Raw genomic sequence first — 25,943 nt, 5'->3', positions numbered from 1 at the left:
GAGCAGGATGGCAAAAATATTTTCAAATGATACTTTTGCTGTAGTTGATCTAGAAACTACAGGAACTCAACGAGAAAATGGTCATCATATTATTCAATTTGGATGTGCAATTATTAAAAATCTTCAAGTTGTTAAGACCTATTCTTTTATGATTAATCCTCATCGTGAAATACCACAATCTGTTGTTAATTTAACTGGGATTAGTAATGAAGATGTGCAAAAACAAAAAGATTTCGATTTTTATGCGCCTAAAATAATTGATATCCTAAAAGATACTGTATTTGTAGCTCATAATGTTGATTTTGACTTGCCATTTTTGAATTATGAATTAACGCAACATGGCTATGATGCATTAACTAATAAGGCAATTGATACGGTTGAATTGGCTAAAATTGCTTTTCCAACATTGCCATCATATAAGCTAAGTGATTTAACTGCACAGCTTGAAATTAAGCATTTAAACCCTCATAAGGCTGATTCTGATGCTTATGGGACAGCTGTATTATTAATTAAAATTATTAAGCAGCTTGAGACATTGCCTCAGGCAACGCTTAATACGTTAAGCTCTTTGTCACATGGATTAATTCGTGATACATCATGGGTGATTACTACAATTGCAGATAATTTGAGACAAGAAAAAAGACCTCTTCCTTCAGAATATATGCAAGTGCGCAATATTATTTTGCAAAAGCAAACTGATCACTTTGAAAGTCATGGTGAAAATGGTGTCTTTCCGCAAAATGATAATGATAAACGGAAGATGTTTAAAGGAAAGTTGCATTTCCGTAGAGCTCAAGTTGATTTAATTAATCACTTGCATCAGTTTATTAATAATCCTGAAAAAATGGCAATGTTAGTAGAAGCACCTAACGGGACAGGTAAGACATTTTCTTATTTATTTGCCTATGCTTACCAGCTTTATTCTGGAAGAAAATTAGTAATTGCTACTCCGACTAAGGTCTTGCAAGAGCAAATAATGGAAAGAGAAATTCCTCAGTTGTTAAAGGTAACTAAGCTTGATTTAAAAGCTGAAGTGGTTAAGTCAAGTAGTCGGTATCTTGACCTAGATGGATTTGTTCAAACAATCTTTCAAGGGACACCTAATAAGCCAACGTTAATTTTACAAATGCAGATTTTAGTTTGGTTAACGAAAACTAAAACAGGTGATTTAGACGAGTTAAATTTAACTAATTACAATGCACCATTATTTGCCCAGATCCAACATCCTGGGGATGCACGTGTAGGTAGCCGTTTTGCGGAAGTTGATTTTTGGAATTTAGCTCGGCGTAAACAAGAAGAAGCGGATATCCTAGTTACTAATCACGCATACTTAGCTAACCATTATATGGATACAATTTGGGGTCAGAATCCTTATTTAGTAATTGATGAGGCACATCGTTTTACAGATAATGTAATTAGTTCTCGAAATGATTCAATGCGTTTTGAAGCCCTTTGGGGTGTATTAAGTCATTTGCGTAATTTGCTATATTATTCAAATGATAGTGTAGAGAATCAGTTTAATGATAATGTGCAACTCAATTCTTTATTGACTAGGCTTGATCCTAAGATTTTGGAATTGATTAACTTTATTAATGAACTGCAGAAGCAGTTATATGCACAATTTGATAATGCTATTAACAAAGTTAACTTACCTAATGGAACACTTGAGCTTAGTTTTCAAGGTAAAGGATTGTTTAATCAAGATAGTCAATTTAAACAAATATTACCTAAGTTCCAACAGAAACTGGAAGAAGTTAGAGAATTGACTAACCAAATTCTATTTGAACTTTATCATGAACAAGAGCGAATGCTAGCAAATGTTGAAGCATTGGTAAGTGAAATTACTGAGCAAATTGATCGTCTGGATTATTATTCTGAAAAAGGCTATCAATTAGCAGATTTATTATCTGACCAAAAGAATTTAGCACAAGATGGTTTTATTCTAATGATCACCAATCCAGAAGACCCATTGAGTACAAACTTAGACTGGTTAATGCTTGATGCAAGTGATGTTCTTAATCAGATTTATAGTCGTTTTAACCATATTGCATTTGTTAGTGCTACGTTGACTAGCAATCATAATTTTGATTACGCAATCAGTCAATTGGCTTTAGGCAAGATGAATTTAGTTAAGTATATCGGTAAGAGTACTTTTAATATGGATAAACATTTAGAAGCTTTTGCTGTAGTTAATATGCCTAATCCTGATAGTGAAGATTATCAAAAAGATATTGCTCAGATTATGATCAATGACTTGGCAGATAAAAATCATGTATTAGTTTTAATGACCAATCTTGATAAAATTCACGATGTTTTTACTGAAATCTTAAATGCACCAGAATTAAAAGACTTTGAGATTTTAGCTCAAGGGATGTCAGGTTCTAATAATCGAATTGCCAAAAGATTTGTGATTGCTAAAAAAGCAATTATTATAGGAGCTGATAGTTTCTGGGAAGGAATCGACTTTCATGATTGCGGCATTGATACTGTGTTTGCTGCACGTCTTCCATTTGAGTCTCCAGATCAGCCTGAAGTGCGCCTGAGGCAAAAGAAATTAGAGGACCAGGGAATTAACGTCTTTGAAAAAGATAGCCTTCCTCGTGCGATTATTCGCTTTAGACAAGGAATGGGACGCTTAATTCGTGGTGAAGATGATCATGGTCAATTCGTTATCTTGGATCCGAGGATATGGACTAAGAATTATGGGGATGCATTTTTAAAGGCTATTCCTGTAAAAGTGGAAAAAGTTACGCGAAAAGAAGTTAAGAAATAAATAGTTATGATACAAGACGATACAAGGCAAACGATTAAATTTGTAGCATGGGTAATTGGTTTGATTATTATTGCCTTTTTTGCAAGTATTGCAATTTTTTACTATGCAGGTTCTAAAAGTAGAGGTAATGATCAAAGAATAGCTGAATTAGCTAAAAGCAAGACTCCAATTACTAATATCTCTAAGTATTATCATTTGGATCGCGGTACAAGTAGTTATGCGATCAATGGTACAAATAAGAAAGGCAAAGGATACTACTTCATTTATTTGCCTAATTCTAAAAAAGCTTACTTATATCCTGCTAAAAGAGGCGTAAGTGAAGCTAATATTAAAAATAAGTTTAAATCTTCTCATTCGGATGCTACAATTAATCATATCAATCTGGGTTGGTACAAAGGTGAAGCTGTTTGGGAAGTTGCTTATAAAAAGCAAAATGGCAACCTAGGTTATACTTTATATGAATTTAAAAATGGAAATGATATCTCAGAAGTCGATAATTTGTAGAAACTTTGGTATTATGGACATTGTATAAATGATAAAAAGGTGGATAGGAATTTTATGACAGAATTGATTTCAATTAAAGATTCTTCCAAACATGTTGATGAAGAAGTAAAGATGCATGTTTGGCTTACAGATAAACGATCAAGCGGAAAGATTATCTTTTTGCAATTACGTGATGGTACTGCATTTTTCCAAGGGGTAGTTCGTAAGAACGACGTATCAGATGAAGTTTTTGAAGCTGCTAAGTCACTTAGACAAGAAGCAAGTTTCTACATTACTGGTACTGTTCACGAAGATGCACGTTCTCACTTTGGCTATGAAATTCAAATTACTGATTTAAAGGTAGTTTCAAACAACGAAGGTTACCCAATTGGTAATAAGGAACACGGTGTTGACTTCTTACTTGACCACCGTCACTTATGGTTAAGATCAAAGAAGCCATTTGCAATTATGCAAATTAGAAACACTATGTTTAAGGCTACTGTAGACTTCTTTGAAAAGGAAGGCTTCATTAAGTTTGATGCCCCAATTTTCATGCACTCAGCTCCAGAAGGCACTACTCAATTATTCCACGTTGATTACTTTGACCACGATGCATATTTATCACAATCTGGTCAATTATACGGTGAAGCTGGTGCTATGGCATACGGCAAGATCTTTACTTTTGGCCCAACATTTAGAGCTGAAGAATCAAAGGGTCGCCGTCACATGACTGAATTCTGGATGATGGAACCAGAAATGGCTTGGATGCACCAAGATGAATCTCTTGATCTCCAAGAAAGATACTTGGCTTACATGGTTAAGCAAGTATTGGATAAGAACGAATACGAACTTAAGATTTTAGGTAGAGATCCAGAAAAACTTCGTCCAACTACTGAAGGTAACTTTACTCGTCTTCCATATGATGATACTGTAAAGATGCTTCAAGATGCTGGTCGAGACTTCAAGTGGGGCGATGACTTCGGAGCACCTGATGAAGGATACATCTCTGAACAATACGATCGTCCTGTCTTTATCGTTAACTATCCAACTTCTATCAAACCATTTTACATGAAGAAGAATCCTGACAATCCTAAGGAATACTTATGTGCTGATGTTATTGCACCAGAAGGTTATGGTGAAATCTTTGGTGGTTCAGAACGTGAAGGTAATTACGAAGTTTTGAAGCAACAAATTTTGGATGCAGGTCTTAACCTTGAAGATTACCAATGGTACCTTGACTTGCGTAAATTCGGTGGTGTACCTCACTCTGGTTTCGGTATGGGATTTGAACGTACTATTGCTTGGGTTTGTCACCTTGACCACATTCGTGAAGCAATTCCATTCCCAAGATTGATTAACAGAATGCAACCTTAATTAGCATTTGACAATTAAATATTTAAACAAAAGTTGGACTATTTGTTAGTTCAACTTTTGTTTTTGAAAGGAAAACTAATTTTGCAATTTAATGACTACCGTGCATTGGGGTTTACCACTTTGCAGAATGGACTAATAGCTTATTATCCTCGTTTAAATATTAGTGATGCAGAATTATTAGTAATTATCCAACTTGAAGCTTTTAATCAGCGTGACGAATCATTTCCATCTAATGAAAAGATAGCTGCTAATACCAATTTATCAGTTGCTGATGTGGGTAATTTAATTCAAAGATTAATTGATCGTGATTACTTAACAATTGAGCAAACAACTGATGATCAAGACAAAATAGGTAATAAATATAGTTTAAATAAACTGTATAATGCCTTGGATCGTTATATCGATCAGAATATTTTGATTAAGGATAAAAAGAAAAATAAAACTGTTGCTGTTGCAGATAACTTGGAAAATAATTCTTTAAACTATTTGTCTCGTAAAGTGGAGGTGGAATTTGGTCGTTATTTGAGTCCAATTGAGCGTGAAGAATTAGCTCAGTGGCTTAATGTTGACCATTATGATCCAAAAATTATAGAATTAGCGTTGCGAGAAGCAGTATTATCACAGGCGTATTCTTTAAAATATATCGATCGTGTTTTACTTAATTGGCAAAGACATAATTTAAAAACGCCAGATGAAGTTGAGAGATTTTTAAAGAGGAATAGATAATATGACAGAAAAATTGTTAAGTGATGATGAAGCCCGTAAGGTTTTAAAAAAGATATTATCTCTTTATCCAGATGCTAAAGGAGAATTACACTGGGATAGTAAGTTTCATTTGTTATGTGCTGTTTTAATGAGCGCACAGACGACAGATAAAATGGTTAACCGTGTAATGCCTCAATTTAGTAAAGATTTTCCAACACCTGAAAGTTTAGCGGCTGCACCAATTGAAGAAATTGAGAAAGAAATCAAAACAATTGGTTTATATAGATCCAAAGCTAAACATTTAAAGGCTATGGCACAAATCCTGGTAGATAAATATGATAGCCAAGTTCCTAAGGATAAGAAAATTTTAATGACTCTTCCTGGAGTAGGTGAGAAGACAGCTAATGTTGTATTAGCTGAAGGATATGGAGTTCCTGCAATTGCAGTAGATACACACGTTTCAAGAATATCAAAGAAATTTCATATTGTAGATGAAAAGGCAACGCCTCATGAAGTTGAACAAAGGCTAGAATCGATTTTACCGAAGGATGAATGGATTAAAACACATCACGCAATGATCCTGTTTGGCCGCTATACAATGCCTTCAAGGGCAAAAGGTGATCCGTATTCTTATTTAAATTCTCAGAAATAAATTTTAGAAGCAATTGATTTCAATTGCTTCTTTTTTTGACAATATTTTTAATAAGTGAATTGTTACTAAATCTATTTTTAATAAACAAAGTCTGCTTCCACTTCGTTTCAGCAGACAAAATAAAAAAACAGCAAACAAAAAGTCAAACCGCAAATTGCAGCTTGACTTAAAAAGTTTATTAATCGTTTGAACTAGAATTTTCTTGTTCACGACGTTCATTATTATTTTCAGACCTCGAAGTTGCACTACTTTGTGCCTGAGATGATGCAGATGATTGGTTTCGACTTTGTTGAGAAGAAGATCTTTGATTTTGACTTGATTGATTAGTAGACCCATTTTCTCTACTTGAAGAAGAGCTATTTCCAGTTGTTACTGATGAATTAGTAGCATTGGTATTATCGCTATTATTTGAATCAGTTTCTTCATCATCTTCATCGTAGCTAGTTGCACTATTGCCAACACCGGCAGGAGCGTGACCTCTAACAAATAATTGCCAAGTACCACCACTTGTAGCAACTTCAGGTGGGTTAGAGTTATTAACGATTTTAGCTCCTACAACTGATTTAGGCTGCTTCCAATCTAAGTTTGGCTTATTGTTCATTAAGTAAGTCATCATACTCTTGTATAACAATTGAGCAGATTGCTGACCGACTCCAGAAATTGTACCATCCTTCAAATTATCGTAACCGGTCCAAACGCCCATTACATATGATCTAGTGTAACCGACAAACCATGAATCTTTTGGTGTTGAATTATAACCAGGATACTTAGCTAAATCTTCATCTGAATATTTAACAGTACCAGTTTTACCAGCTTGATGTAAGTTAGCAATTTTAGCATTGGTACCAGAACCACGCTTGATAACGCCCTTAAGCATATCAGTAATCATGTATGCTGTTGACTTCTTCATAACGCGGACACCATTTGAATCATAGTTCCTAGTTAAACCGTCAGGAGTTTCAATCTTAGAAACAAATTGTGGCTTATGGTAGATACCCATAGTAGCAAAAGCACTGTATGCACCTGTCATTTGCAAGCTTGAAGCATTTGCACCGATAGCAACAGATAATCCAGAACTTGCAGGAACATTAACACCCATTCTACGGGCAAATGCGGAAGCACGTTTTACACCAACTTCAGCAAGTGTCTTAACAGCTGGAACGTTTCTTGATTGTTCTAGAGCCTTACGCATGGTCATCATACCATCATACTTGTTATCCCAGTCATAAAGCTGGATATTAGTACCAGGGTAAACGTACTTGCTATCGTCAATCATCTTAGCTGTTGACCAATTCAAGTATTGAATAGCAGGACCGTAATCTAATACAGGTTTAATAGAAGAACCTGTTGATCTCCCAGTTTGTACAGCACGGTCAAGACCTAATTGAACAGAAGGTAAGTGACGACCACCTAAGATGGCAACCACGTGACCATTATTAGGATCAACTACAGTAGCACCAACTTGCATCTTGTCATTAGTGAAAGGTACAGAACCATTATTTGCTAACTTGTAAAGCTTGTTTTGAGCTTTTTGATCAATATTAACAGTAATCTTTAAATTATCGTTATATGGATCAAAGCCTTTACTCTTAACTTCAGAAATAACTTCCTTGATATATGGGTCATCAATCTTTCTGATCTTAGATTCATTGTTAGAATGTCTAGGACGCAAGCCTTTATTTATTGGTTCATTGATAGCTTGATTGTATTGACTCTTATTGATCTTGTCATTTTCAAGCATTGTCTTTAAAACAATGTTACGACGATATCTAGCTTTTTGTGGATATAGATAAGGATCATAAGCAACAGGGGCGTTAGGCATCCCTGCAATTAAAGCAGTTTGTGCCAAGTCCAATTGCTTAAGTGACTTATTATAGTAGTAATTTGCGGCAGTACCCATTCCGTAGTTGCCGTAGTTCATAAATACCTTATTAATGTAGAACTCTAGAATTTGATCCTTGCTAAATTCATGTTGTACCTTCATAGCTAGCCATGCTTCTTGTGCCTTTCTCTTCAAGGTACGTTGTGAAGCCGCAGTTGAGAACACTGTTAACTTAACTAACTGCTGTGTAATAGTAGAACCACCAGCAGCAATACTATTACTTTTAGCGTTTGTAAGCATTGAACCAACAATTCTGATAGGGTCTACACCTAAACGATCTTTATAAAAACGTTTATCTTCTACAGAAACAATGGCATCTTTTAGTTGTTGTGGGATATCCTTGTTTCTAACGTAGATTCTCTTTTCAGAGCCAAGTGAAAGTAAAAACTTTCCATTATTAGTGTATAGTCCAGATGTACCACCACTTTGCAATTGATCCTGGCTAATATTAGGAGCATCTTTAGCATAAAAAGCAAAGAGTCCAATACCTGAAACAACTGCTAAAAGCACAATAAGAAAAATCCATTTAATGATTTTTACCCATAAATGACTACTATGGGGTTTTCGTCCATGATAGTCTCTACGTGATTCACGTTTCATATTATTATCTGCCATTATTCACTTTTCCTATCTGCAATAAATTTGTCCACTGCCTCAAGATAAGGTAGCGTAGGCCGAAAGCCACTCTTAATTTCGTAAGAATGGCTTTCAATTTCCTTTAAAGTCATTGAGCTTTTATCTTTTTCTCTGTAAGCATGAATTACAAAACTAGCAGGAGTTACAAAATACCTCTCTAAACTAGCAAATCTAATAATTGTAAAACAAATACCTTTTTGCTTTAAACATTCATCTAAATGGAAAATCTGATGATCATGGAAGTTTTTCAACGGAAAGTTTGTTTTGTTTCTTGTTTCCTTAGCTTCAAAATCAAGATAATAACCTTTGTATACGCCATTATAGTCAGTAGTTGAGGCTTGTCTAAAATAAGCTTCTCTAATTACTGCCTTTGAACGCTTAGGATAGTCAACTTTAACAATTTGGATCGGTGTTGGCTTCTTATGAACAACAGCTATTTCTTCCATTAAATAGTATTTATTAGATTCATTTATTTGTTGCTCTAGCGTCATACCACGATCAGAGAAATTAACACCTTTTCTGTGTGTATATGATCGACGAACAGTGGCATGTTCTTCTTTTTTTGTTACTGGTTTTCTGAATGCGGCTAAACTACCGCTTGGATATTTGACCATTAACCTCACTCCTGTTAGCATTATAGCAATAAAGACCGGATTTTTGAATATTAGGAGGGCTCTTATAACAATGCAGCGTTTATGGGTAACTGGCTATCGTTCTTATGAGTTGAATGTGTTTGGCGATCGAGATCCAAAAATCACTGTAATAAAATATGCCCTGAAGAATTATTTCGTTAACTTAATTGAAGAGGGCCAGCTGGATTGGATCATTACAGGCGCCAATTTAGGAGTAGAACAGTGGGCAGCTGAAGTTGGACTAGAATTAGGAGAAAAATATCCTGTTAGAGTGTCCATGATGATTCCCTATGAAGAATTTGCTCATCGCTGGAATGAAAACAATCAAGCAAAATTTATTAATCTAAAAGAAAAAGTTGATTTCTTTGCTTCAACTTCAAATACGCCATATCAAAGTCCAGTACAATTGCGCAATTATCAAAATTTTATGGTTCAGCATACAGATAGAGCAATGATGATTTATGATCCAGAGCATCCCGGTAAACCGAAATATGACTATAATTTAATCCAAAAATATCAAGAAACCAAAGAATATCCATTAGATTTAATTGATTTTTATGATTTGCAGGACGCAGCAGAAGAATATCAAGAAAATCATCAGAGTTCTAGTTTTTCTGAATAATTAAAAGTTTTATTAAAGCCGGTAAATTTGTTTTAAGTAGTCTTTCTTTTTGCTAAAATAAGAGGGAATGTAAAGGAGTTGTCAGTAAGATGGCAAATTTAAATGATATAAAACTATCTGCACAAGATATATTAAAGAAACAATTTAGAAGTAAAGTAAAAGGTTATGATCCAGATGAAGTTGATACATATCTAGATCAAGTGATTTCTGATTATGAAACTTTTCAACAATTAATTGAAGATTTATACGGCCAAATTGGTACGCTTCAACGTCAATTAATGGATGAAAAGCAAAAAGAAAAGAAAGTAGTTGCTGAAGAAAAAGAGGAGAAGGTTAAGACCTATACCCCAACTCACAGAAGAGCTGTTGTTTCTAATTTCGCTCAAGATGATGGCCAAGGTGAAATTTCAACTAACATGGCAATTATTCAACGAATTTCTACCTTGGAAAGAAAAGTTTATAATCTTGAACAACATGTCTATGGCTTAAAGCATTAATTTTTGTTATAATAGTCAACAGTGTGAATTTCGAGTAGGCGCGGCTAGCTATTGCTAGTTGAGGAAAGTCCACGCACGCACAAGCTGCGATGCTTGTAGTGATCGTATTCAGCCTAATAAGCTGGAGAGAAGTCTTTTGACTTTTACGGCGGAAAAAGTGCTAAATCTTATGACATGCATTACTATCCTGAAAAGTGCCACAGTGACGAAGCAAGGTCAGAAATGATCTTGGTGGAACGAGGTAAACCCTGCGAGCGTGAAACCCAAATTTGGTGGGGGAGCTTCGGTTTAAGAAAATGAACTAAAAACCGAGTTGTTGTTTTTACAATAAAGATAGATGACTACTGAAGGTAATTTTGCCAAAATTACTGGAACAAAACGTGGCTTATAGAGATTCACACCGGCAGAGTTGGGCTTTTGGTCCAACTCTTTTTATTTTGATAAATGAAAGAGTAATAATGAAAGAATATCAACTTTACGCAACAATGGGCGCTGGTTTTGAAAGCGTCGTTAATAAAGAATTACAAGGCATGGGTTATCAAACCCGTGTTGAAAATGGTCGTGTATTTTTTAAAGGAACTCAAGAAGATATTGTTAGAACCAATTTATGGTTAAGAACTGCTGATAGAGTCAAAATTCTGCTTAAAGAATTTAAAGCAACTGATTTTGATACTTTGTTTAACGAAACATATGACTATGACTGGGCAGAATTGTTGCCAGTTGATGCTAAGTTCCCTGTACAAGGACGAGCAGTTAAATCTAAACTTCATTCAGAACCAGACGTTCAATCAATTGTTAAAAAAGCAATTGTTAATAAAATGGTTGATCAATATCACCGTCGCGGTTTATTACCAGAATCAGGTAATGAATATCCTTTAGATATCCATATTTATAAAAATGTAGCTCGTTTATCATTAGATACTACAGGGGCAAGTTTATTTAAACGTGGTTATCGTGTTGAACACGGTGGCGCACCTTTAAAGGAAAACTTCGCTGCAGGGTTATTAAAATTAACTCCTTATAATGGTACACACCCATTGATTGATCCGATGACTGGTTCAGGTACTTTAGCAATTGAGGCAGCCTTGATTGCTAAAAATATTGCACCTGGTACTTGGCGTAAATTTGCTTTTGATGGCTTTGATTGGTTTAATGCTAACTTGCATAAAGAAGCTTTAGCAAAGGCAAAGGCAGAAGTTAAACCATTAGAAGCACCTATTTGGGCTAGTGATATTGATCAATCTGTTTTAGAAATTGCTAAGTTGAATGCTCATAATGCAGGAGTCTTGCAAGATATTCGATTTAAACAAGTTGCGGTAAAAGATTTTACTACAGATTTGGAAAACGGAATTATTATTGCTAACCCTCCATATGGTAAGCGACTTAAGGATCGTGAATCTGCAGAAGAATTATATAAACAAATGGGTGAAGTCTTACAACCATTAGATTCATTCAGTCAATATTACTTAACTGCTGATCCTAACTTTGAAAAATGCTTTGGTGCTAAAGCTACAAAGAAGCGTAAATTATTCAACGGTAATTTACGAGTTGATTTCTACCAATATTGGGCTAATAGAAGGCAAAAATGATTACAAAAGATCTGAATACAGAATTTTGGGTAATTTCTGATACTCATTTAATTGCAGATAGTTTGCATGATGAAGGTCAAGCCTTTTCGCGTATGCAAAAGACAAGTCAAGGCAAAGACCTGTATTATCAAGAAACCGCGTTGACCGCTTTTATGCGTATGGCTCAACGAAAGAATCCTGCTGCTATTATTGTGACAGGAGATTTGACTTTTAATGGGGAAAGAGTTTCTGCAGAAAAATTTGCGGAGATTTTTAAGCCATTGAAAAAGACTAGGGTATTAGTTTTACCTGGAAACCACGACATTTTCGATGGCTGGGCCAGAGAGTTTCGTGGTAAAAAGCAATTTTATGCTGGTGAAATTAGTCCTATGTTCTGGCGTTCGATATTTGATAAATCATATCGTGAAGCTACTGATGAAGATGAAAGTTCGCTAGCATACAGTGTTCAATTAAACCCACAATATTTCTTGGTTTTAGCTGATTCGAATATCTATGGTAGAGAAGAAACTACAGAAGCGCCTCACACTCACGGAATGATTGGTAAAGAGCAATTAAAGTGGATAGAAAAGCAATTTCGTTATGCTCAAGAACATAATTTGCGTCCTATTCTTTTCATGCATCATAATTTATATGCACATAATCCAGCAGTAAATAGAGGTTATGTAGTCGATGATGCAGTTGAATTGCGTCGTCTATGTGCAAGATATAATGTTAAGTTAGCTTTTTCAGGACATATTCATGCTCAAAATATCATGGGTCCTCAAGAAACAACTCCGACTACCGAAATTGTTACATCTAGTTTTTGTTCAAATGATCAAGGATATGGGGTAGTACGCGTACACTCACGTCATATTACTTATATTAGAAGAACCTTTGATATGACACGATATTTGACTGAAGAAGAAAAGCAAGATTACACTTTAGAGCATTTTCATAAATATTTGAAGAATTTACAATTAGGCAGTATTTCCGCAGATATGATGCAAAGTGAATTAAATAAGTATCATGATGATATTGATTTAGTTCGAGGAATGGGTAAGCTCTTTGGTTGGATGAATTATCATTTCTTTACTGGTCATAATCACTTAAAAATTAGTGAACTAAATAAAATTCATGCTTCAAAAGAATATCAGACTTTAGTTAAACATCACCCTGAATTTCGATTGTATCTAGAAACTCTTTATGACACTAGTGATCATACTAATTTACAAGTGAAGATAAGATATTAAGTTAATAAGAGAGTATGTGATAAAACATACTCTCTTATTTTAGTTATATTTGTTACAATAAGAATAAATGATTAAACAGGGTGTGATCTAAATTCTAAAATTTAAACGGCATGTAATATTCTTAGGGACTGCTGGAATAATCTATTATTCATGGCTCCTAATTATTCTTTTTATAGCTATGATCCTTGGGTATGAAGGGAATAAAGCAATTAGTATTTCTGGAATAGTAGTTGGAATTATCTTCACATTAGCACTGGTATACACATGGTTCTTTTCTTATTTAATGAAAAGTAATGATCAATTTATCTTGAAATTGCCATATCGTACAAAAATGAAAGTTAATAAGCCCACTTTATATGCCGAGTGGCGTAATTTTAAAATTTATCAGTTAAAAGGTGAAGTTCAAAGCTATTCTGTTTTAGTAATTTCAAGAAAGAAGAGTTAATTTAATGAAATCAGACATTGAGATCGCACAAGAAACAAAAGCATTGCCAATTGATGAAATTGCAGCTGAAGTCAATTTAAAGAAAAATGATCTTGAACCATACGGCTATGATAAAGCTAAGATTAACTGGCAAGCAATTAATACCGTTCGTCAAAACAAACATTTAGGTAAATTAATTTTAGTAACATCTATTTCTCCAACTCCAGCAGGAGAAGGAAAGTCAACAATTACTATTGGTTTAGGTGATGCTATTAAGAATCAATTGCATAAAAATACTATGATTGCATTGCGTGAACCTTCAATGGGACCTGTTTTTGGTCTTAAGGGTGGTGCTACAGGCGGTGGTATGGCACAAATCATCCCTATGGAAGACATTAATTTACATTTCACTGGTGACATGCATGCTTTAACTGCTGCAATTGATACTTTGGCAGCTTTAGTTGATAACTATATTTACCAAGATAATAGTTTGAACATTGATCCTGATCGTATCTTGTTAAAGCGCGGACTTGACGTAAATGATCGTGCTTTAAGAAAAATCACTGTAGGTGAAGGATCTAAATTTAATGGTGTTGAACATCAATCTAGTTTTGCAATTACTGTCGCAAATGAATTAATGGCCATTTTATGTTTAGCTAATGACATTAATGATCTTAAAGCAAGAATTGGCGATATGCTTGTTGGATATACTAAAGATGACCAACCAGTCTATGTAAAGCAACTAGGCTTTGAAGGAGCAATCGCAGCTCTTTTGTCTAATGCTTTAAAGCCAAACTTAGTTCAAACATTGGAGCATACACCAACTTTAGTACACGGTGGACCATTTGCTAATATTGCACATGGAGCTAATTCGGTAATTGCTACTAATTTAGCAATGCATTTAAGTGACTATGTTTTAACTGAGGCTGGATTTGGTAGTGATCTAGGTGGACAAAAGTTTATGGACTTTGTTTCAAAACATTTAGATAAAACACCTGATGCTACAGTAGTTGTAGCTACAGTACGTGCACTTAAATATCAAGCACTAGGCTCAACTGATCACTTAGACGAAGAGAATTTGGACGCCTTAAAAGAAGGCTTTAAGAACTTGGAACGTCATATGAATAATATGCGTGCATATAATGTTCCAGTAATCGTTTTAATTAATCGTTTTGCAACTGATACTGATAAAGAGTTAGATCTTTTGAAACAACTTGTAGAAGAGCAAGGTATTAAAGCGGAAGTAGTTAACTACCATGATATTGGCTCAAAGGGCGGCATTAAGGCAGCTCAAGAAGTTGTTGCTTTAGCAGATTCAGGTGAAGCTAATTTAACACCAACTTATGATGATAATGATGATGTTAAGACCAAGATTGAAAAAGTAGCAACTAAGATATACCATGCTGCAGGAGTTGAATATACTGAAAAAGCTGAAAAGCAAATTCAAGCTTTGCACGAATTAGGTAAAGAAAAACTTCCTGTAATCATTGCTAAGACTCAATATTCATTTAGTGATGATAAGAAGCAATTGGGTGTGCCAACAGATTTCAAATTGCATGTTAAAGGTGTAAGTTTAAAGAATGGTGCACGTTTTATTGTAGTTACTACCGGTCATGTATTAGATATGCCAGGCTTGCCTAAGCATCCCGCAGCACTCGATATTGATGTAGACAACAATGGCAAAATCAGTGGATTATTCTAAAAATGCAATTTCTATATTTATTTATTTCATTATTCATCGTTTTAGCTGACCAAGGCTTAAAAAATTATATTGTAAGTAATTATGCAGTAGGTGAAGTTCATCAAATTATTCCGGGTATTCTTTCTTTTAACTATTTGCAAAATAATGGTGCTGCTTGGAATATTTTGACAGGTCAAATGTGGCTCTTCTATTTCATCAGTATTATTGCAATCGCCGTGTGTCTGTATTTCCTTTTTAATAAAAAATATAAGAACGTTCTATTTGACGTTGGATTATCTTTAGTTTTAGGCGGAATCATTGGTAATTTTATTGATAGAATTCACCTGAAATACGTTATTGATATGCTCCAACTAGATTTCATTCATTTTAATATTTTCAATATTGCAGATAGCGCAATTACGGTGGGTGTAATCATTATTTTCATTTATTTAATTGCTTTTGCAGATAAGGAAGACGAGGATGCCTAAAAAATATCTACTTGAAGTAAAAGATCAACATGGTCGTTTAGATAAATTTATTTCTGAACAAATACCAGATTTATCAAGAACTAGAGTTAAGGAATTAGTTCAAGATAAAAATATTCTAGTTAATCATAAGAGTGAAAAAGTATCTTACAAAGTGCAAGCAGGAGATCAAATAGAAGTTAATGTCCCAGCGGTAAAACCACTAGATGTTGTTCCAGAAGACATCCCGCTTGATATTGTCTATGAAGATGATGATGTAATTGTAGTTAATAAGCCGCAAGGTATGGTAGTGCATCCCGCACCAGGTCATCCAGATCATACATTAGTTAATGCTCTGCTATATCATACTAAGGATTTAGCTAAATCTCCTGAAGGTTTTAGACCTGGGATCGTGCATCGAATCGATAAAGATACTTCCGGACTTTTAATGATTGCTAAAAATGCTCAAGCTCGTGAATCGTTAGAAGATCAATTAGCTCATAAAACTAATAAACGAATTTATTTGGCAATTGTTCATGGCAATTTTAGTGAAGAAAATGGAACTATTGATGCTCCAATTGGACGTAATCCATATGATCGTAAAAAGATGGCTGTAGTTGAAAACGGCAAAAAAGCTATTACCCACTTTAAAGTCTTAAAACAATTCAAGGGTTATAGTTTGATTGAATGTCAACTTGAAACAGGTCGCACTCATCAGATTAGAGTTCATCTTGATTATATTGGGCATGCTGTAGCAGGAGATCCATTATATGGACCACGCAAGACATTAAAGGGTAATGGTCAATTTTTGCATGCCAAAGTTCTAGGATTCAAACATCCTAGAACTGGAAAATGGATGGAATTTACTGTTGAACCACCTAAGATTTTTCAAGAAACATTAGCTCAATTAGAGAAAAACAAGTGATAAAATGAAGCGTTATTTGATTTTAGAAGATGGCAGTTCTTTTCCAGGTGAGGGAATAGGTGCCAATATTATTTCTACTGGTGAATTAGCAATTCAAACAACTAATTTTGGTTACCAAGAGGCACTAACCGATCCAACTAATGCTGGAAAGATTTTGGTATTTACTTCTCCTATGATTGGTAATAATGGAATTAATGCGATCGATTATGAAAGTATTGATCCAACTGTAAAAGGGATTATTGCCAATGATATTGCTTTAAACATTTCCGATAGTGAAAACTTTGAAGACTTAAGTTCATTTTTAAAAGAAAAGAAAATTCCGGCTATTTTTAAAGTAGATACTCGTGCTTTAGTTCATCGTTTAATGGAAGAAGGAACAATCAAAGCTTCTATTATGGATACTGATGATGAACATGCCTTTGATCAAATTAAAGCACTAGTGTTACAAAAGAATAAATCTGCAATGGTATCTACCAAAAATGCTTATGCATCCCCAAACGTAGGTAAGACTGTAGCGGTAATTGACTTAGGCTTAAAACACTCTATGCTTCGTGCTTTATCTTTGAGAAAAGTCAATGCGACTGTTTTACCTTACAACGTTAGTGCTGCAGATATTGAAAATCTAAGACCTGAAGGAATTATTATTTCAAATGGTCCAGGTAAACCGGAAGAAGTTATCAACCAGCTTAGTCCAATCTTTGATAAATTCTATGGTAAATATCCAATTTTGGGTATTGGATTAGGATTTTTAGCATTAAGTGGTTATTTGGATTTTGAATTGGTGGATCTTCCTCAAGAATTTGACGGAATTAATTATCCGGTGATTGAACAAAATACTAATACAATTTGGCAGACTTCAATGAATATTGATCAATTGGTTTTGCCTGATAGTATTAAAATGAACATGAATCGTGAGTATTTTGACCTTCATAGTGAATTAATGGCTGGTTTTTGGAATATCAAAGATAAATTGATTGCTACAGCATTTAATCCTGAAGGTGCACCAGGAACTCATGATGCAGATGAAATTTTTGATTATTTTGTACAAATGATGGAGTAGATTATGCCATTAGAAAATGACTTAGATAAAGTATTAATTATCGGCTCGGGACCTACTTTAATTGGAAGTGTAGCCGAAATGGATCTTATGGCAACTGAAGCTATTGATGCACTTACAGAAGAGGGCATTCAGGTAGTTTTGGTTAATCCTAATCCAGCTACAATTTCCACTGATAAAAAACCAGATGTTACTGTTTACTTAGAGCCAATGACACTAGACTTCTTAAAACGAATTTTAAGAATGGAAGAGCCTGATGCAATCATTACAGCTTATGGTTCTACTAATGGGTTAAAAGTTGCATATAAATTATTGCAAGATGGCATCTTGGAACAAATGGGCATCCAATTATTAACTCTGAACTCCAAGACTCTTCAAATGGGTAACCAGCAAAAGAAAACTGAGTTTTTAGAAAAGTTAAATATTGAGACTAGCAAATCATGGGAATTGAATCAAAGCATTCCAGATAATTTAAATATTACTCCAGAAGAATTAAAACAAAAAATAACTTTTCCAGTTCTAGTAACTAAATATAATCGCTTTATTCATAATGACCATTTAAGATTTGAAGATCCTGATACATTAATTGCTTACTTTAAAAACGAAAGTCAAAACGACAATTTTAATTGGAAAAAATATCGTTTGACTGAAGATCTTTCTGCATGGGAAGAAGTAATTGTTGATGTAATTCGTGATAAAGATGGCAATATGGTGTTTATCAATTTTGCTGGCTCTGTTGAACCAGTTGCCATAAATTCTGGTGATTCAGCTGTAGTAATGCCTTCTTTAACTCTAAATAATGATCATATTCAAGAATTACGTGAATCAGTTAGAAATATTACCGACCATTTAGACCTAGTTGGTTTTGCCAGTTTTCATTTTGCAATAAAGCATCATGGTACTCAAATTAGGTCTAAACTTTTAACCATTCGTCCTCGGTTAACTCGCAGTTCAGTCTGGGCTCAAAGAATAGGATTGTATGATGTCGGTTATATTGTAAGTAAAGTGGCTATTGGCTATCGCTTAAATGAAATTACTGATCCATTGTCAGGTTTGAATGCTGCAATTGAACCTACACTTGATGCTGTCGCAATCAAAATGCCATACTGGTCTTTTGCTGAATCTGGTTACAACCATTATGAGTTAGGTAATCGAATGCAGGCCAGTGGTGAAGCAATGGGGATTGGCCGTAATTTTGAAACTGCTTTTTTAAAGGCACTTGATGCAACGATCAATTTGGAATTAGGTTGGAATGCATATGTTAAAGAAATAAACAAATCTAATGATGAAATAATAGATGATCTTATGCATCCCAATGAATTGCATCTAATTACTTTATTGGCAGCAATTAATCAAGGCATCCCTTATGCTAAATTGCAGGACATTACTCATCTGCATCCCATTTATTATCAAAAGCTATTGCATATTATTGAAATAGGTAAGAAGCTTTATGAAAACAAGGATCGCCTTTCTGCGGATTTAATTGAAGAAGCCAAAGTATATGGCTTTTTCAATCCTTTACTTGGCAAAGTTTTAGATCGATCTGTAGATGAAATTCACCGAATTATTAAACACTTTAATTTGAAACCATCCTTTCTTAAAATTGATGGTTCAGCAGGTGTTTATAAACCTAATGTTTGTTCATACTACAGTGCTTATAATGTCCAAAATGAGGCTCATGCTCTAGATGCGAAGAAAAAGATTTTGATTCTAGGAATGTTGCCACTTCAAGTATCAGTTACCAGTGAGTTTGACTACATGATTGCTCATGCGGCTAAAACTTTACATAAGAATGGCTATGTTACAGTCTTACTTTCTAACAATGATGAGTCAGTTTCTTCTAGATATAAAGATGTAGACCGTGTCTACTTTGAATCAATCACATTAGAAAATATTTTAACTGTTGCTAAAAAAGAAGAAATTACTGATGTCTTATTGCAATTTTCTGGTAAAAGAATAAGTGCATTAAGTAAGAAGCTTGAAGAATGTGGTCTGCATGTCATTGGTCAAGATCCAACTTCTGATCCTCGTGATGAGATCTTCGATTTATTGAATCAAAAATTATCTGGTTTAAAACGAGTTCCAGCATTGAATACAGAAAATCCAGATGATGTATTTACCTTTGCAGATAAATATGGTTTTCCAATTTTAATTGGTGGAATGAATAAAGAAATCAAGCAGAAATCTGCTGTTGTTTATGATGTCCCTGCAATTGAAAAATATTTAAATGAAAATCAACTTGATAAAATTTTGGTTTCTCGTTTTATTGAAGGAAATAAGTATGAAGTAACAGCTATTTCTGATGGTGAAAATGTCACGCTGCCGGGCATTATTGAGCACCTAGAACAAACGGGATCACATGCTTCAGATTCTATTGCAGTGATTAAGCCACAAAATTTAACGGTAGAACAGCAAGATAAGATTGAAAAAGAATCAATTAAGTTAATTAAGCATTTAAAGACACGAGGAATTTTCAATTTACATTATCTATTTGTCGGCGATAATTTGTATTTGCTGCAAATTAAGCCTTATGCAGGGCATAATGTGGCATTTTTATCTAAATCATTAAACAAAGATATTACTGCATGCGCAACTGAAGTCTTGATTGGCAAAAATCTGCAAGAGTTAGGGTATCCTAATGGTTTATGGAAAAACAGTGACTTCATTCATATTAAAATGCCAGTCTTTTCTTTCTTAAACTATAGTAGTGGTAATACTTTTGATTCTAATATGAAATCTTCTGGTTCTGTAATGGGCCGTGATACTCATTTGGCCAAAGCTTTGTATAAAGGATACGAAGCAAGTGATTTACATATTCCTAGTTATGGTACTATTTTTATTTCTGTTAGAGATGAAGATAAGGAACGGGTAACTGAACTTGCACGCAGATTTGATAGACTGGGTTTTAAATTAATTGCCACAGAAGGTACTGCTAATATGTTTGCGGAAGCTGGTATTACTACTGGAGTAGTAGAAAAAGTTCATGACGATCCACGTAAATTATTAGACAAGATTCGTCAGCATAAGATTGTGATGGTTGTTAATATTACCAACTTATCTGATGCAGCAAGCGAGGATGCTTTAAGAATCAGAGACCAAGCTTTGAATACTCATATTCCAGTATTTTCTAGTATTGAAACGGCAGAATTAATTTTGGATGTTTTGGAATCTCTTGCATTAACAACGCAACCGATTTAATTAATAGTAAAATAAAAAGCAATATCTGTATTAATGCAGATATTGCTTAATGAAAGATATGCTTTAGGGCATATCTTTTTTTATTTCTTTTCAACTTTCATAGCCATGATATTGTCTTCATGAGGAGTAACTTCAATTGAATTTTGACCAGTGTAAATGACAAAACCTGGCTTTGCACCATTTGGCTTTTTGACACGTTTATCTTGAACATAGTCAACCTGTACATGGGCAGAGTCTTTTCCTTTAGAGAAGAATGCTGCAATTTCGGCTGCTTCTTTAATGTCTTGGTCAGTTGGATGATCATCACGTAAAATTACGTGAGATCCAGGCATGTTTTTAACGTGGAACCAGTAGTCAGATTTATTAGCTTTCTTTAAAGTTAACCAATCATTTTGATAATTATTTTTACCAACTAAAACGTGCTTACCTGATGAAAGTTTGAATTCATTCAAATTGCGTTCAGTGATCTTCTTGCGTCGTTTGTTTTTCTTTTGTTTACGAATGTACCCTTGATTGATCAATTCATCGTTAATTTGATCGATATCTTGTGGGTCAGCATTATCAATCGCTGTTTGAATGGAATCAAAGTAACGTAAATTTTCTTTAGCAATTTTGATTTGTTCATTGACGTGCTTAATAGAGTCACGCAATTTCTTGTAACGAACAAAATACTTTTGAGCATTACGAGCAGGGGAAAGGGCGGGATCTAATTTGATTTCTATTGGAGCATTATTCTCATAGTAATTAGGTAATGATATCTTAGTCATACCTGGTTTTACTTGAGCAAGATTTGCGTTTAAAATTTCGCCTCTAATTCGATAACCTTCAGAGTTTTCGGCTAAGTTTAATTGTTTCTCTAGCTTCTTGATTTTTTTGCTTAGCTTTTTTTGCTCATTTTTAACAACACGCTCAACTTGGCTGGCACGTTGTTTTACCCAATCACGTGTTGCTTGATATTCATAAAAATCTTCTAGTCCTTTGTTTAGATCTGGATTAGAGCTTTCTTTTTCAAGATCCAAATGGTAAGGAAGATAGCAAAAGATCTTTCTTTTATTTCTAGGCGTTTTTAAAACAAAAGCACGTGGGTTGTTGAATTGATCGAAAAATGTCTTAAATGATGAATAGCTATAATCATCTTCAAGATAGCCGATTAGTTCATTACGATCATCGCGATCTAAACCATCCATTTGCTTGGCTAATTCATCAGGTTGATACTTAGAACTCAACTGTTTAAATTCATTTTCGGATAAAGTTAGTCCATTTAAACCTGGTTTTAGAGGAGGTAACTCATATTTTGCTTTTGGCAAAAGAATTCTAGCTCTATTTTCGTCTGGATTAATTCGCTTTAATAAGTCAATAATATGATTATCTTGTTGATCATAAAGAATAACGTTACTGTGTCGACCCATTAATTCAACAGAAAGAACAAGCTTAACTTGATCACCGAGTTCATTTCGATTGCTGAAATGGAAGTTTATAATACGATTTAAACCTACTTGCTCGATAGATTGTAAAACTGAGCCTTCTAAGTACTTTCTCAGCACCATTACGAAAATGGGTGCTTTGTCTGGATTAGCAATTGATTGATCAGTTAAATACATTCTGGGATACTGTGCATTAGCTGAGATCAAGAATTGATAATTCTTTCTATTTTTTCTGAAAATCAAGACTAGATCTTGATCAAATGGTTGGTAAATTTTTGATAAACGACTGTCTACAAGGGTAGGAGTCAAGTCTTGTAATAAACTATGGATAAATAATCCATCAAATGCCATATATATCACCTCAAAATACGTCTAATATTATAACAATAATTTGAAAATTTCTAAAATAGAAAAGGCCGGATTAATTATACGCTTTTAATAATATGTAATGACAAAATAAAATATTAATGTTTCACAAATATGATAAAAATATTAAGTGATATTGTTTCACATAATACAAGCAAAGATGTAAAGTGAAAGTTTGTTCTTAAATGGTATTATCAAAGCATCTATTAAATGATAAAATACAACTATAGCAAACACTACTTTGGAGAAAAAGGACATATATATGGATGTATTATTTTTTAGTACGATCGCAGATCAAATTAAAAAGGAAATAAATCACAAATGTGGTTTAAATATTTCACAAACAAGAATTTTGCTGTACTTTGACGAAACAAACAATCAAGCTTTAGCCATGGGGAAATTGGCAGAGGCTTTAAACATCTCTTTATCTACTTTAAGTCGTCAACTGCAACAAAAAAAGACGAAAGACTACATAAAAATTGCGCGTTCAGAAAAAGACTCTAGTAAGATCGTAAATTTGAGCGATGAAGGAATTAAAAAAGCAAGAGAGTTAAAGAATGTTCTTGCTGAAATAGAGAAGAATCTGTTTGTTTACCTAGATCAAGATGCATCATCTTTATTTATTAAACAACTTAATGAAATTGCCCGTACTTCTGCATCCCTTGAAAAAATAGAATAGGGTGCGTAATACAATGCTTTTATGCTATAATTTTTTGTATTAAGTATTGAATTTAAAAATGGGAAGGGTTTAATAAATTGAAAATTGCATTAGTTACTGACAGTACTAGTGTCTTAACCAAACAAGAAGTTAGCGATAATAATATAAACGTAGTGCCTATCCCTGTAATCGTTGGCGATAAGGAATACAAGGAAGGTATAGATATTACTTCCGCACAGCTTTTTGAAATGGAAAGACAAGGTGCTGCTTTTCCAAAAACATCTCAACCTAGCATGGGAGAGATGATCGAGCTATGTAATAAATTGCACAGTGAAGGTTACGAAGCAATCATTGCTATTACGCTATCAAGTGGAATTTCCGGTTTCTATCAAAACTTAGTTAATATGGCACATAACAATCCTGAGTATAATTTGTATCCATATGACTCTAAGATGACTGTAAGATTGCAAGGCTACTTAGTATTAGCTGCAGCAAGAATGATTAAGAATGGTATGGAACCACAAGTTATTCTTAATAAGCTTGATGAGATCAGAAGTACAATTGATGAATTATTTGTAGTTGATGATTTGAAAAACCTTAGTCGCGGTGGACGATTAAGCAATGCGGGCGCATTTATTGGTACAATGCTTCAAATTAAGCCTCTGTTAACTTTCAATGATGAAGGAAAAATTGTTGCATTTGATAAGATTAGATCTTTAAAGCGCGCTGTATCTAAAGTAGAAAAACTTGCATTAGAGAAAACAGCAGATCTACCTTATAAGGATAAACTTCGTTTATTTGTATTCCATTCAAACGATCTTAAGCAAGCAGAAGAAATCAAGCAATTTATAAATGATAATTTCCCTAATAAGCCTGTAGATATAGCTGAGTTTAGTCCAGTAATAGCTACTCACTTAGGTGAAAAATCAATTGCGATTGCATGGATGGTAGATATTGATAAAATAGATTTAAATAATTAAAGTAAAAAGAGTGAGTAACAAAAACTCACTCTTTTTTGTATGTTAGTTGCAATAATAAAATTGTAATTGGTAAATATAGATATATTATTGCGGCAATAATTAATTAGCTATTATGATTACTAATAGCATTTTTACTATTAGTTCTAGTTTGACACTATTTATATTAATAATAATTTTATTATTACGACTTGTTATCAGTATTTTCTAGCTCTTCATCAGAGATTCTATTTAATGCCGCTCTTTGTACTTTTTGATCAACGTGTGTATATAGGTCAGTAGCTGTGGTTCCCTTTTGACCTAATTGCTGAGCGACTAATACTTGGTCCTTAGTAACTTCATATAAATCTGAAGCTAAAGTGTGTCGTAATTTATGGGGTGTAAGTGGATGGCCAAAAGCAGCAGAATACTTATTTACCATTTTTTCAATTGCATTGGTAGTAATTCTTCTGGTTTGATTGTGCCATCTAGTTAAGAAAAATGCCGTTTCTTTTTGATCAGCAGAATAACGTTTCATACGAATATCCTTATATTTTTGAATGTAATCTAATGTCCATTCAGCAATAGGCACACTGTCTTTTTGCCCGCCTTTGCGTGTCACATCCAAAATAGCGTCTTTTAAGTTAAGATCTTGCAGATCAACTCCAGCACATTCAGAAACGCGAATGCCAGTACCTAGTATCAAAGCAATAATCGCCATGTCTCTTTCTTTATTCATCTTAAAGCCGGGCTTAGCTTGCTTATTACATTTATTTTCATAATCATGATCAATGAACTTTAAAAATTCGAATTTCAAATTACCAGTATACATATGTGATGCTAAAACGTGTGCTCGATAGTTTAGAGTTTTAGTATCGTTTAAAGAATTAATTTTAAGCATTACATTATGTTCAAAGTAGGGCATACCGTTGTTGTTATCGGCTGTAATCGTTAAGAACTTAAAAAAAGACCTTAATGCATTGATTGATCGATTGATCGTAGTTGGAGAATTTAAGTGACCTTGTTTGTTTTTAGTATGACCTAAGTAATCAATATAGAGCATTACGTCATTTCGTCTCAACGAGGCTAATGTGTCAGTAGTGACGTGTTGATTATCAGAAGCGTTAGAAATGCCTTCCTTGCGTAGCCAATCTAAGAAGCGACGGATCTCCGTTAAATATTGATAAGTAGTAGTTAATGAATGATTTGTGCCTAAATTATATTGCTTAACATAATCTGGCATTTTGTCTAGTTCTGTATTAATTAACTCGAGGTATTTAGCAGTTTCCATAGCTTACTCCTTTGCAAACAAATGTTTCACTGAAAATTATATCATAAAAAAGAAAAACACCTATCTAATCAGATAGGTGCTAATAAGCACTGCTTCAACTTATTTACTCCTAATACCAATAACAATATCTATAGTAATTATCATGAAGCATTATTCATAAAAAAGATGACTCAGAAAATCATTTTGCCACAACTGGGATACCAGCAGCGCAATCTTAGCATGCCAGTTATGGCAACATTGATTAGCTATTACAATACAGTCAATTTACCTTTAGCAAATCAATCAATAAAGTTAATAGTTTGAAAGTTGTATAGTACAATACAGCTTTCAATAGCTTATTTTAAGCTGTTTATCTATAATGATCAAGCATAAAATGGTATTTTTTATTTAAAAATTGTACAATAAAGAAAAACTATAAGTGAGAT

The 25,943-nt window shown here is 33.9% G+C and carries 21 protein-coding genes and 1 other RNA gene; 18 read left to right on the top strand and 4 right to left on the bottom strand.

Going from position 1 to position 25,943, the window contains the following annotated elements; translation table 11 throughout:
• Window positions 1–7: 7 nt before the first annotated feature.
• The 5 genes from RDN22_RS02380 to nth all read left to right on the top strand — a co-directional run bounded on the left by RDN22_RS02380 (window position 8) and on the right by nth (window position 5,987).
• A complete protein-coding gene (locus RDN22_RS02380; RefSeq protein WP_308555541.1) occupies window positions 8–2,773 on the top strand; it encodes a helicase C-terminal domain-containing protein in 2,766 nt (921 codons plus the stop codon).
• Between the two features lie 6 nt (window positions 2,774–2,779).
• A complete protein-coding gene (locus RDN22_RS02375) occupies window positions 2,780–3,277 on the top strand; it encodes a hypothetical protein (RefSeq protein WP_308555539.1) in 498 nt (165 codons plus the stop codon).
• 54 nt (window positions 3,278–3,331) lie between these two features.
• Window positions 3,332–4,630: an asparagine--tRNA ligase gene (gene asnS, locus RDN22_RS02370; RefSeq protein WP_308555537.1), complete on the top strand. Its 1,299-nt coding sequence runs from the start codon at window positions 3,332–3,334 to the stop codon at window positions 4,628–4,630.
• Window positions 4,631–4,711: 81 nt separating this feature from the next.
• Window positions 4,712–5,356, top strand: coding sequence for a DnaD domain protein (locus RDN22_RS02365; RefSeq protein WP_308555535.1), 645 nt, complete (start codon window positions 4,712–4,714; stop codon window positions 5,354–5,356).
• 1 nt (window position 5,357) lies between these two features.
• Complete coding sequence (nth, locus tag RDN22_RS02360) at window positions 5,358–5,987, top strand: endonuclease III (RefSeq protein WP_308555533.1); 630 nt, start codon at window positions 5,358–5,360, stop codon at window positions 5,985–5,987.
• 178 nt (window positions 5,988–6,165) lie between these two features.
• On the opposite strand, the gene RDN22_RS02355 is transcribed toward nth, so the two are convergent.
• Window positions 6,166–8,484 carry a PBP1A family penicillin-binding protein gene (locus RDN22_RS02355; RefSeq protein WP_308555531.1) on the bottom strand — a complete coding sequence of 773 codons (2,319 nt, stop codon included), beginning with the start codon at window positions 8,482–8,484 and terminating at the stop codon, window positions 6,166–6,168.
• Window positions 8,484–9,119 (bottom strand): Holliday junction resolvase RecU, encoded by a 636-nt coding sequence (gene recU, locus RDN22_RS02350; RefSeq protein ID WP_308555529.1) that lies wholly within the window; start codon window positions 9,117–9,119, stop codon window positions 8,484–8,486. Before recU ends, RDN22_RS02355 begins: the two co-directional genes overlap by 1 nt.
• A gap of 70 nt (window positions 9,120–9,189) precedes the next feature.
• On the opposite strand from recU, the gene RDN22_RS02345 reads away from it, so the two are divergent.
• From RDN22_RS02345 to RDN22_RS02295, 11 genes are all read left to right on the top strand, one after another.
• Entirely contained in the window at window positions 9,190–9,759 is a 570-nt protein-coding gene (locus RDN22_RS02345) for a DUF1273 domain-containing protein (RefSeq protein ID WP_308555527.1), read from the top strand.
• A gap of 89 nt (window positions 9,760–9,848) precedes the next feature.
• Complete coding sequence (locus RDN22_RS02340; protein WP_308555525.1) at window positions 9,849–10,256, top strand: DivIVA domain-containing protein; 408 nt, start codon at window positions 9,849–9,851, stop codon at window positions 10,254–10,256.
• Window positions 10,257–10,282: 26 nt separating this feature from the next.
• Window positions 10,283–10,649: RNase P RNA component class B (gene rnpB, locus RDN22_RS02335), an RNA gene on the top strand.
• A 65-nt stretch (window positions 10,650–10,714) separates the two neighbouring features.
• Entirely contained in the window at window positions 10,715–11,845 is a 1,131-nt protein-coding gene (locus tag RDN22_RS02330; RefSeq protein WP_308555522.1) for a class I SAM-dependent RNA methyltransferase, read from the top strand.
• Window positions 11,842–13,074, top strand: coding sequence for a metallophosphoesterase (locus tag RDN22_RS02325; RefSeq protein WP_308555520.1), 1,233 nt, complete (start codon window positions 11,842–11,844; stop codon window positions 13,072–13,074). Before RDN22_RS02330 ends, RDN22_RS02325 begins: the two co-directional genes overlap by 4 nt.
• A gap of 115 nt (window positions 13,075–13,189) precedes the next feature.
• Window positions 13,190–13,519, top strand: coding sequence for an EbsA family protein (locus RDN22_RS02320; protein WP_308555569.1), 330 nt, complete (start codon window positions 13,190–13,192; stop codon window positions 13,517–13,519).
• A gap of 4 nt (window positions 13,520–13,523) precedes the next feature.
• Window positions 13,524–15,200, top strand: a complete 1,677-nt coding sequence (locus RDN22_RS02315; protein ID WP_308555518.1) for a formate--tetrahydrofolate ligase — start codon at window positions 13,524–13,526, stop codon at window positions 15,198–15,200.
• A gap of 2 nt (window positions 15,201–15,202) precedes the next feature.
• Window positions 15,203–15,667 carry a signal peptidase II gene (gene lspA, locus RDN22_RS02310; protein ID WP_308555516.1) on the top strand — a complete coding sequence of 155 codons (465 nt, stop codon included), beginning with the start codon at window positions 15,203–15,205 and terminating at the stop codon, window positions 15,665–15,667.
• Window positions 15,660–16,568 (top strand): RluA family pseudouridine synthase, encoded by a 909-nt coding sequence (locus tag RDN22_RS02305; protein WP_308555514.1) that lies wholly within the window; start codon window positions 15,660–15,662, stop codon window positions 16,566–16,568. The genes lspA and RDN22_RS02305 overlap by 8 nt, the downstream gene beginning before the upstream one ends.
• A 4-nt stretch (window positions 16,569–16,572) precedes the next feature.
• A complete protein-coding gene (locus tag RDN22_RS02300) occupies window positions 16,573–17,628 on the top strand; it encodes a carbamoyl phosphate synthase small subunit (protein WP_308555512.1) in 1,056 nt (351 codons plus the stop codon).
• 3 nt (window positions 17,629–17,631) lie between these two features.
• Window positions 17,632–20,823 (top strand): carbamoyl phosphate synthase large subunit, encoded by a 3,192-nt coding sequence (locus RDN22_RS02295; protein WP_308555510.1) that lies wholly within the window; start codon window positions 17,632–17,634, stop codon window positions 20,821–20,823.
• An 80-nt stretch (window positions 20,824–20,903) separates the two neighbouring features.
• Here the strand turns inward: RDN22_RS02295 and RDN22_RS02290 are convergent, their stop codons facing one another.
• A complete protein-coding gene (locus RDN22_RS02290) occupies window positions 20,904–22,598 on the bottom strand; it encodes an NFACT RNA binding domain-containing protein (RefSeq protein ID WP_308555508.1) in 1,695 nt (564 codons plus the stop codon).
• Between the two features lie 277 nt (window positions 22,599–22,875).
• Between RDN22_RS02290 and RDN22_RS02285 the strand changes: the two genes are divergently transcribed.
• Both RDN22_RS02285 and RDN22_RS02280 read left to right on the top strand, forming a co-directional pair.
• A complete protein-coding gene (locus tag RDN22_RS02285) occupies window positions 22,876–23,292 on the top strand; it encodes a winged helix-turn-helix transcriptional regulator (RefSeq protein ID WP_308555506.1) in 417 nt (138 codons plus the stop codon).
• Window positions 23,293–23,369: 77 nt separating this feature from the next.
• A complete protein-coding gene (locus RDN22_RS02280) occupies window positions 23,370–24,251 on the top strand; it encodes a DegV family protein (protein WP_308555504.1) in 882 nt (293 codons plus the stop codon).
• A 181-nt stretch (window positions 24,252–24,432) separates the two neighbouring features.
• Here the strand turns inward: RDN22_RS02280 and xerS are convergent, their stop codons facing one another.
• Window positions 24,433–25,518, bottom strand: a complete 1,086-nt coding sequence (xerS, locus tag RDN22_RS02275) for a tyrosine recombinase XerS (protein WP_308555502.1) — start codon at window positions 25,516–25,518, stop codon at window positions 24,433–24,435.
• Between the last annotated feature and the right edge of the window lie 425 nt (window positions 25,519–25,943).

The sequence above is a fragment of the uncultured Lactobacillus sp. genome, from assembly GCF_902491705.1.
Classification (GTDB): domain Bacteria; phylum Bacillota; class Bacilli; order Lactobacillales; family Lactobacillaceae; genus Lactobacillus.
This window is presented reverse-complemented; position numbering and strand designations above follow the sequence as displayed.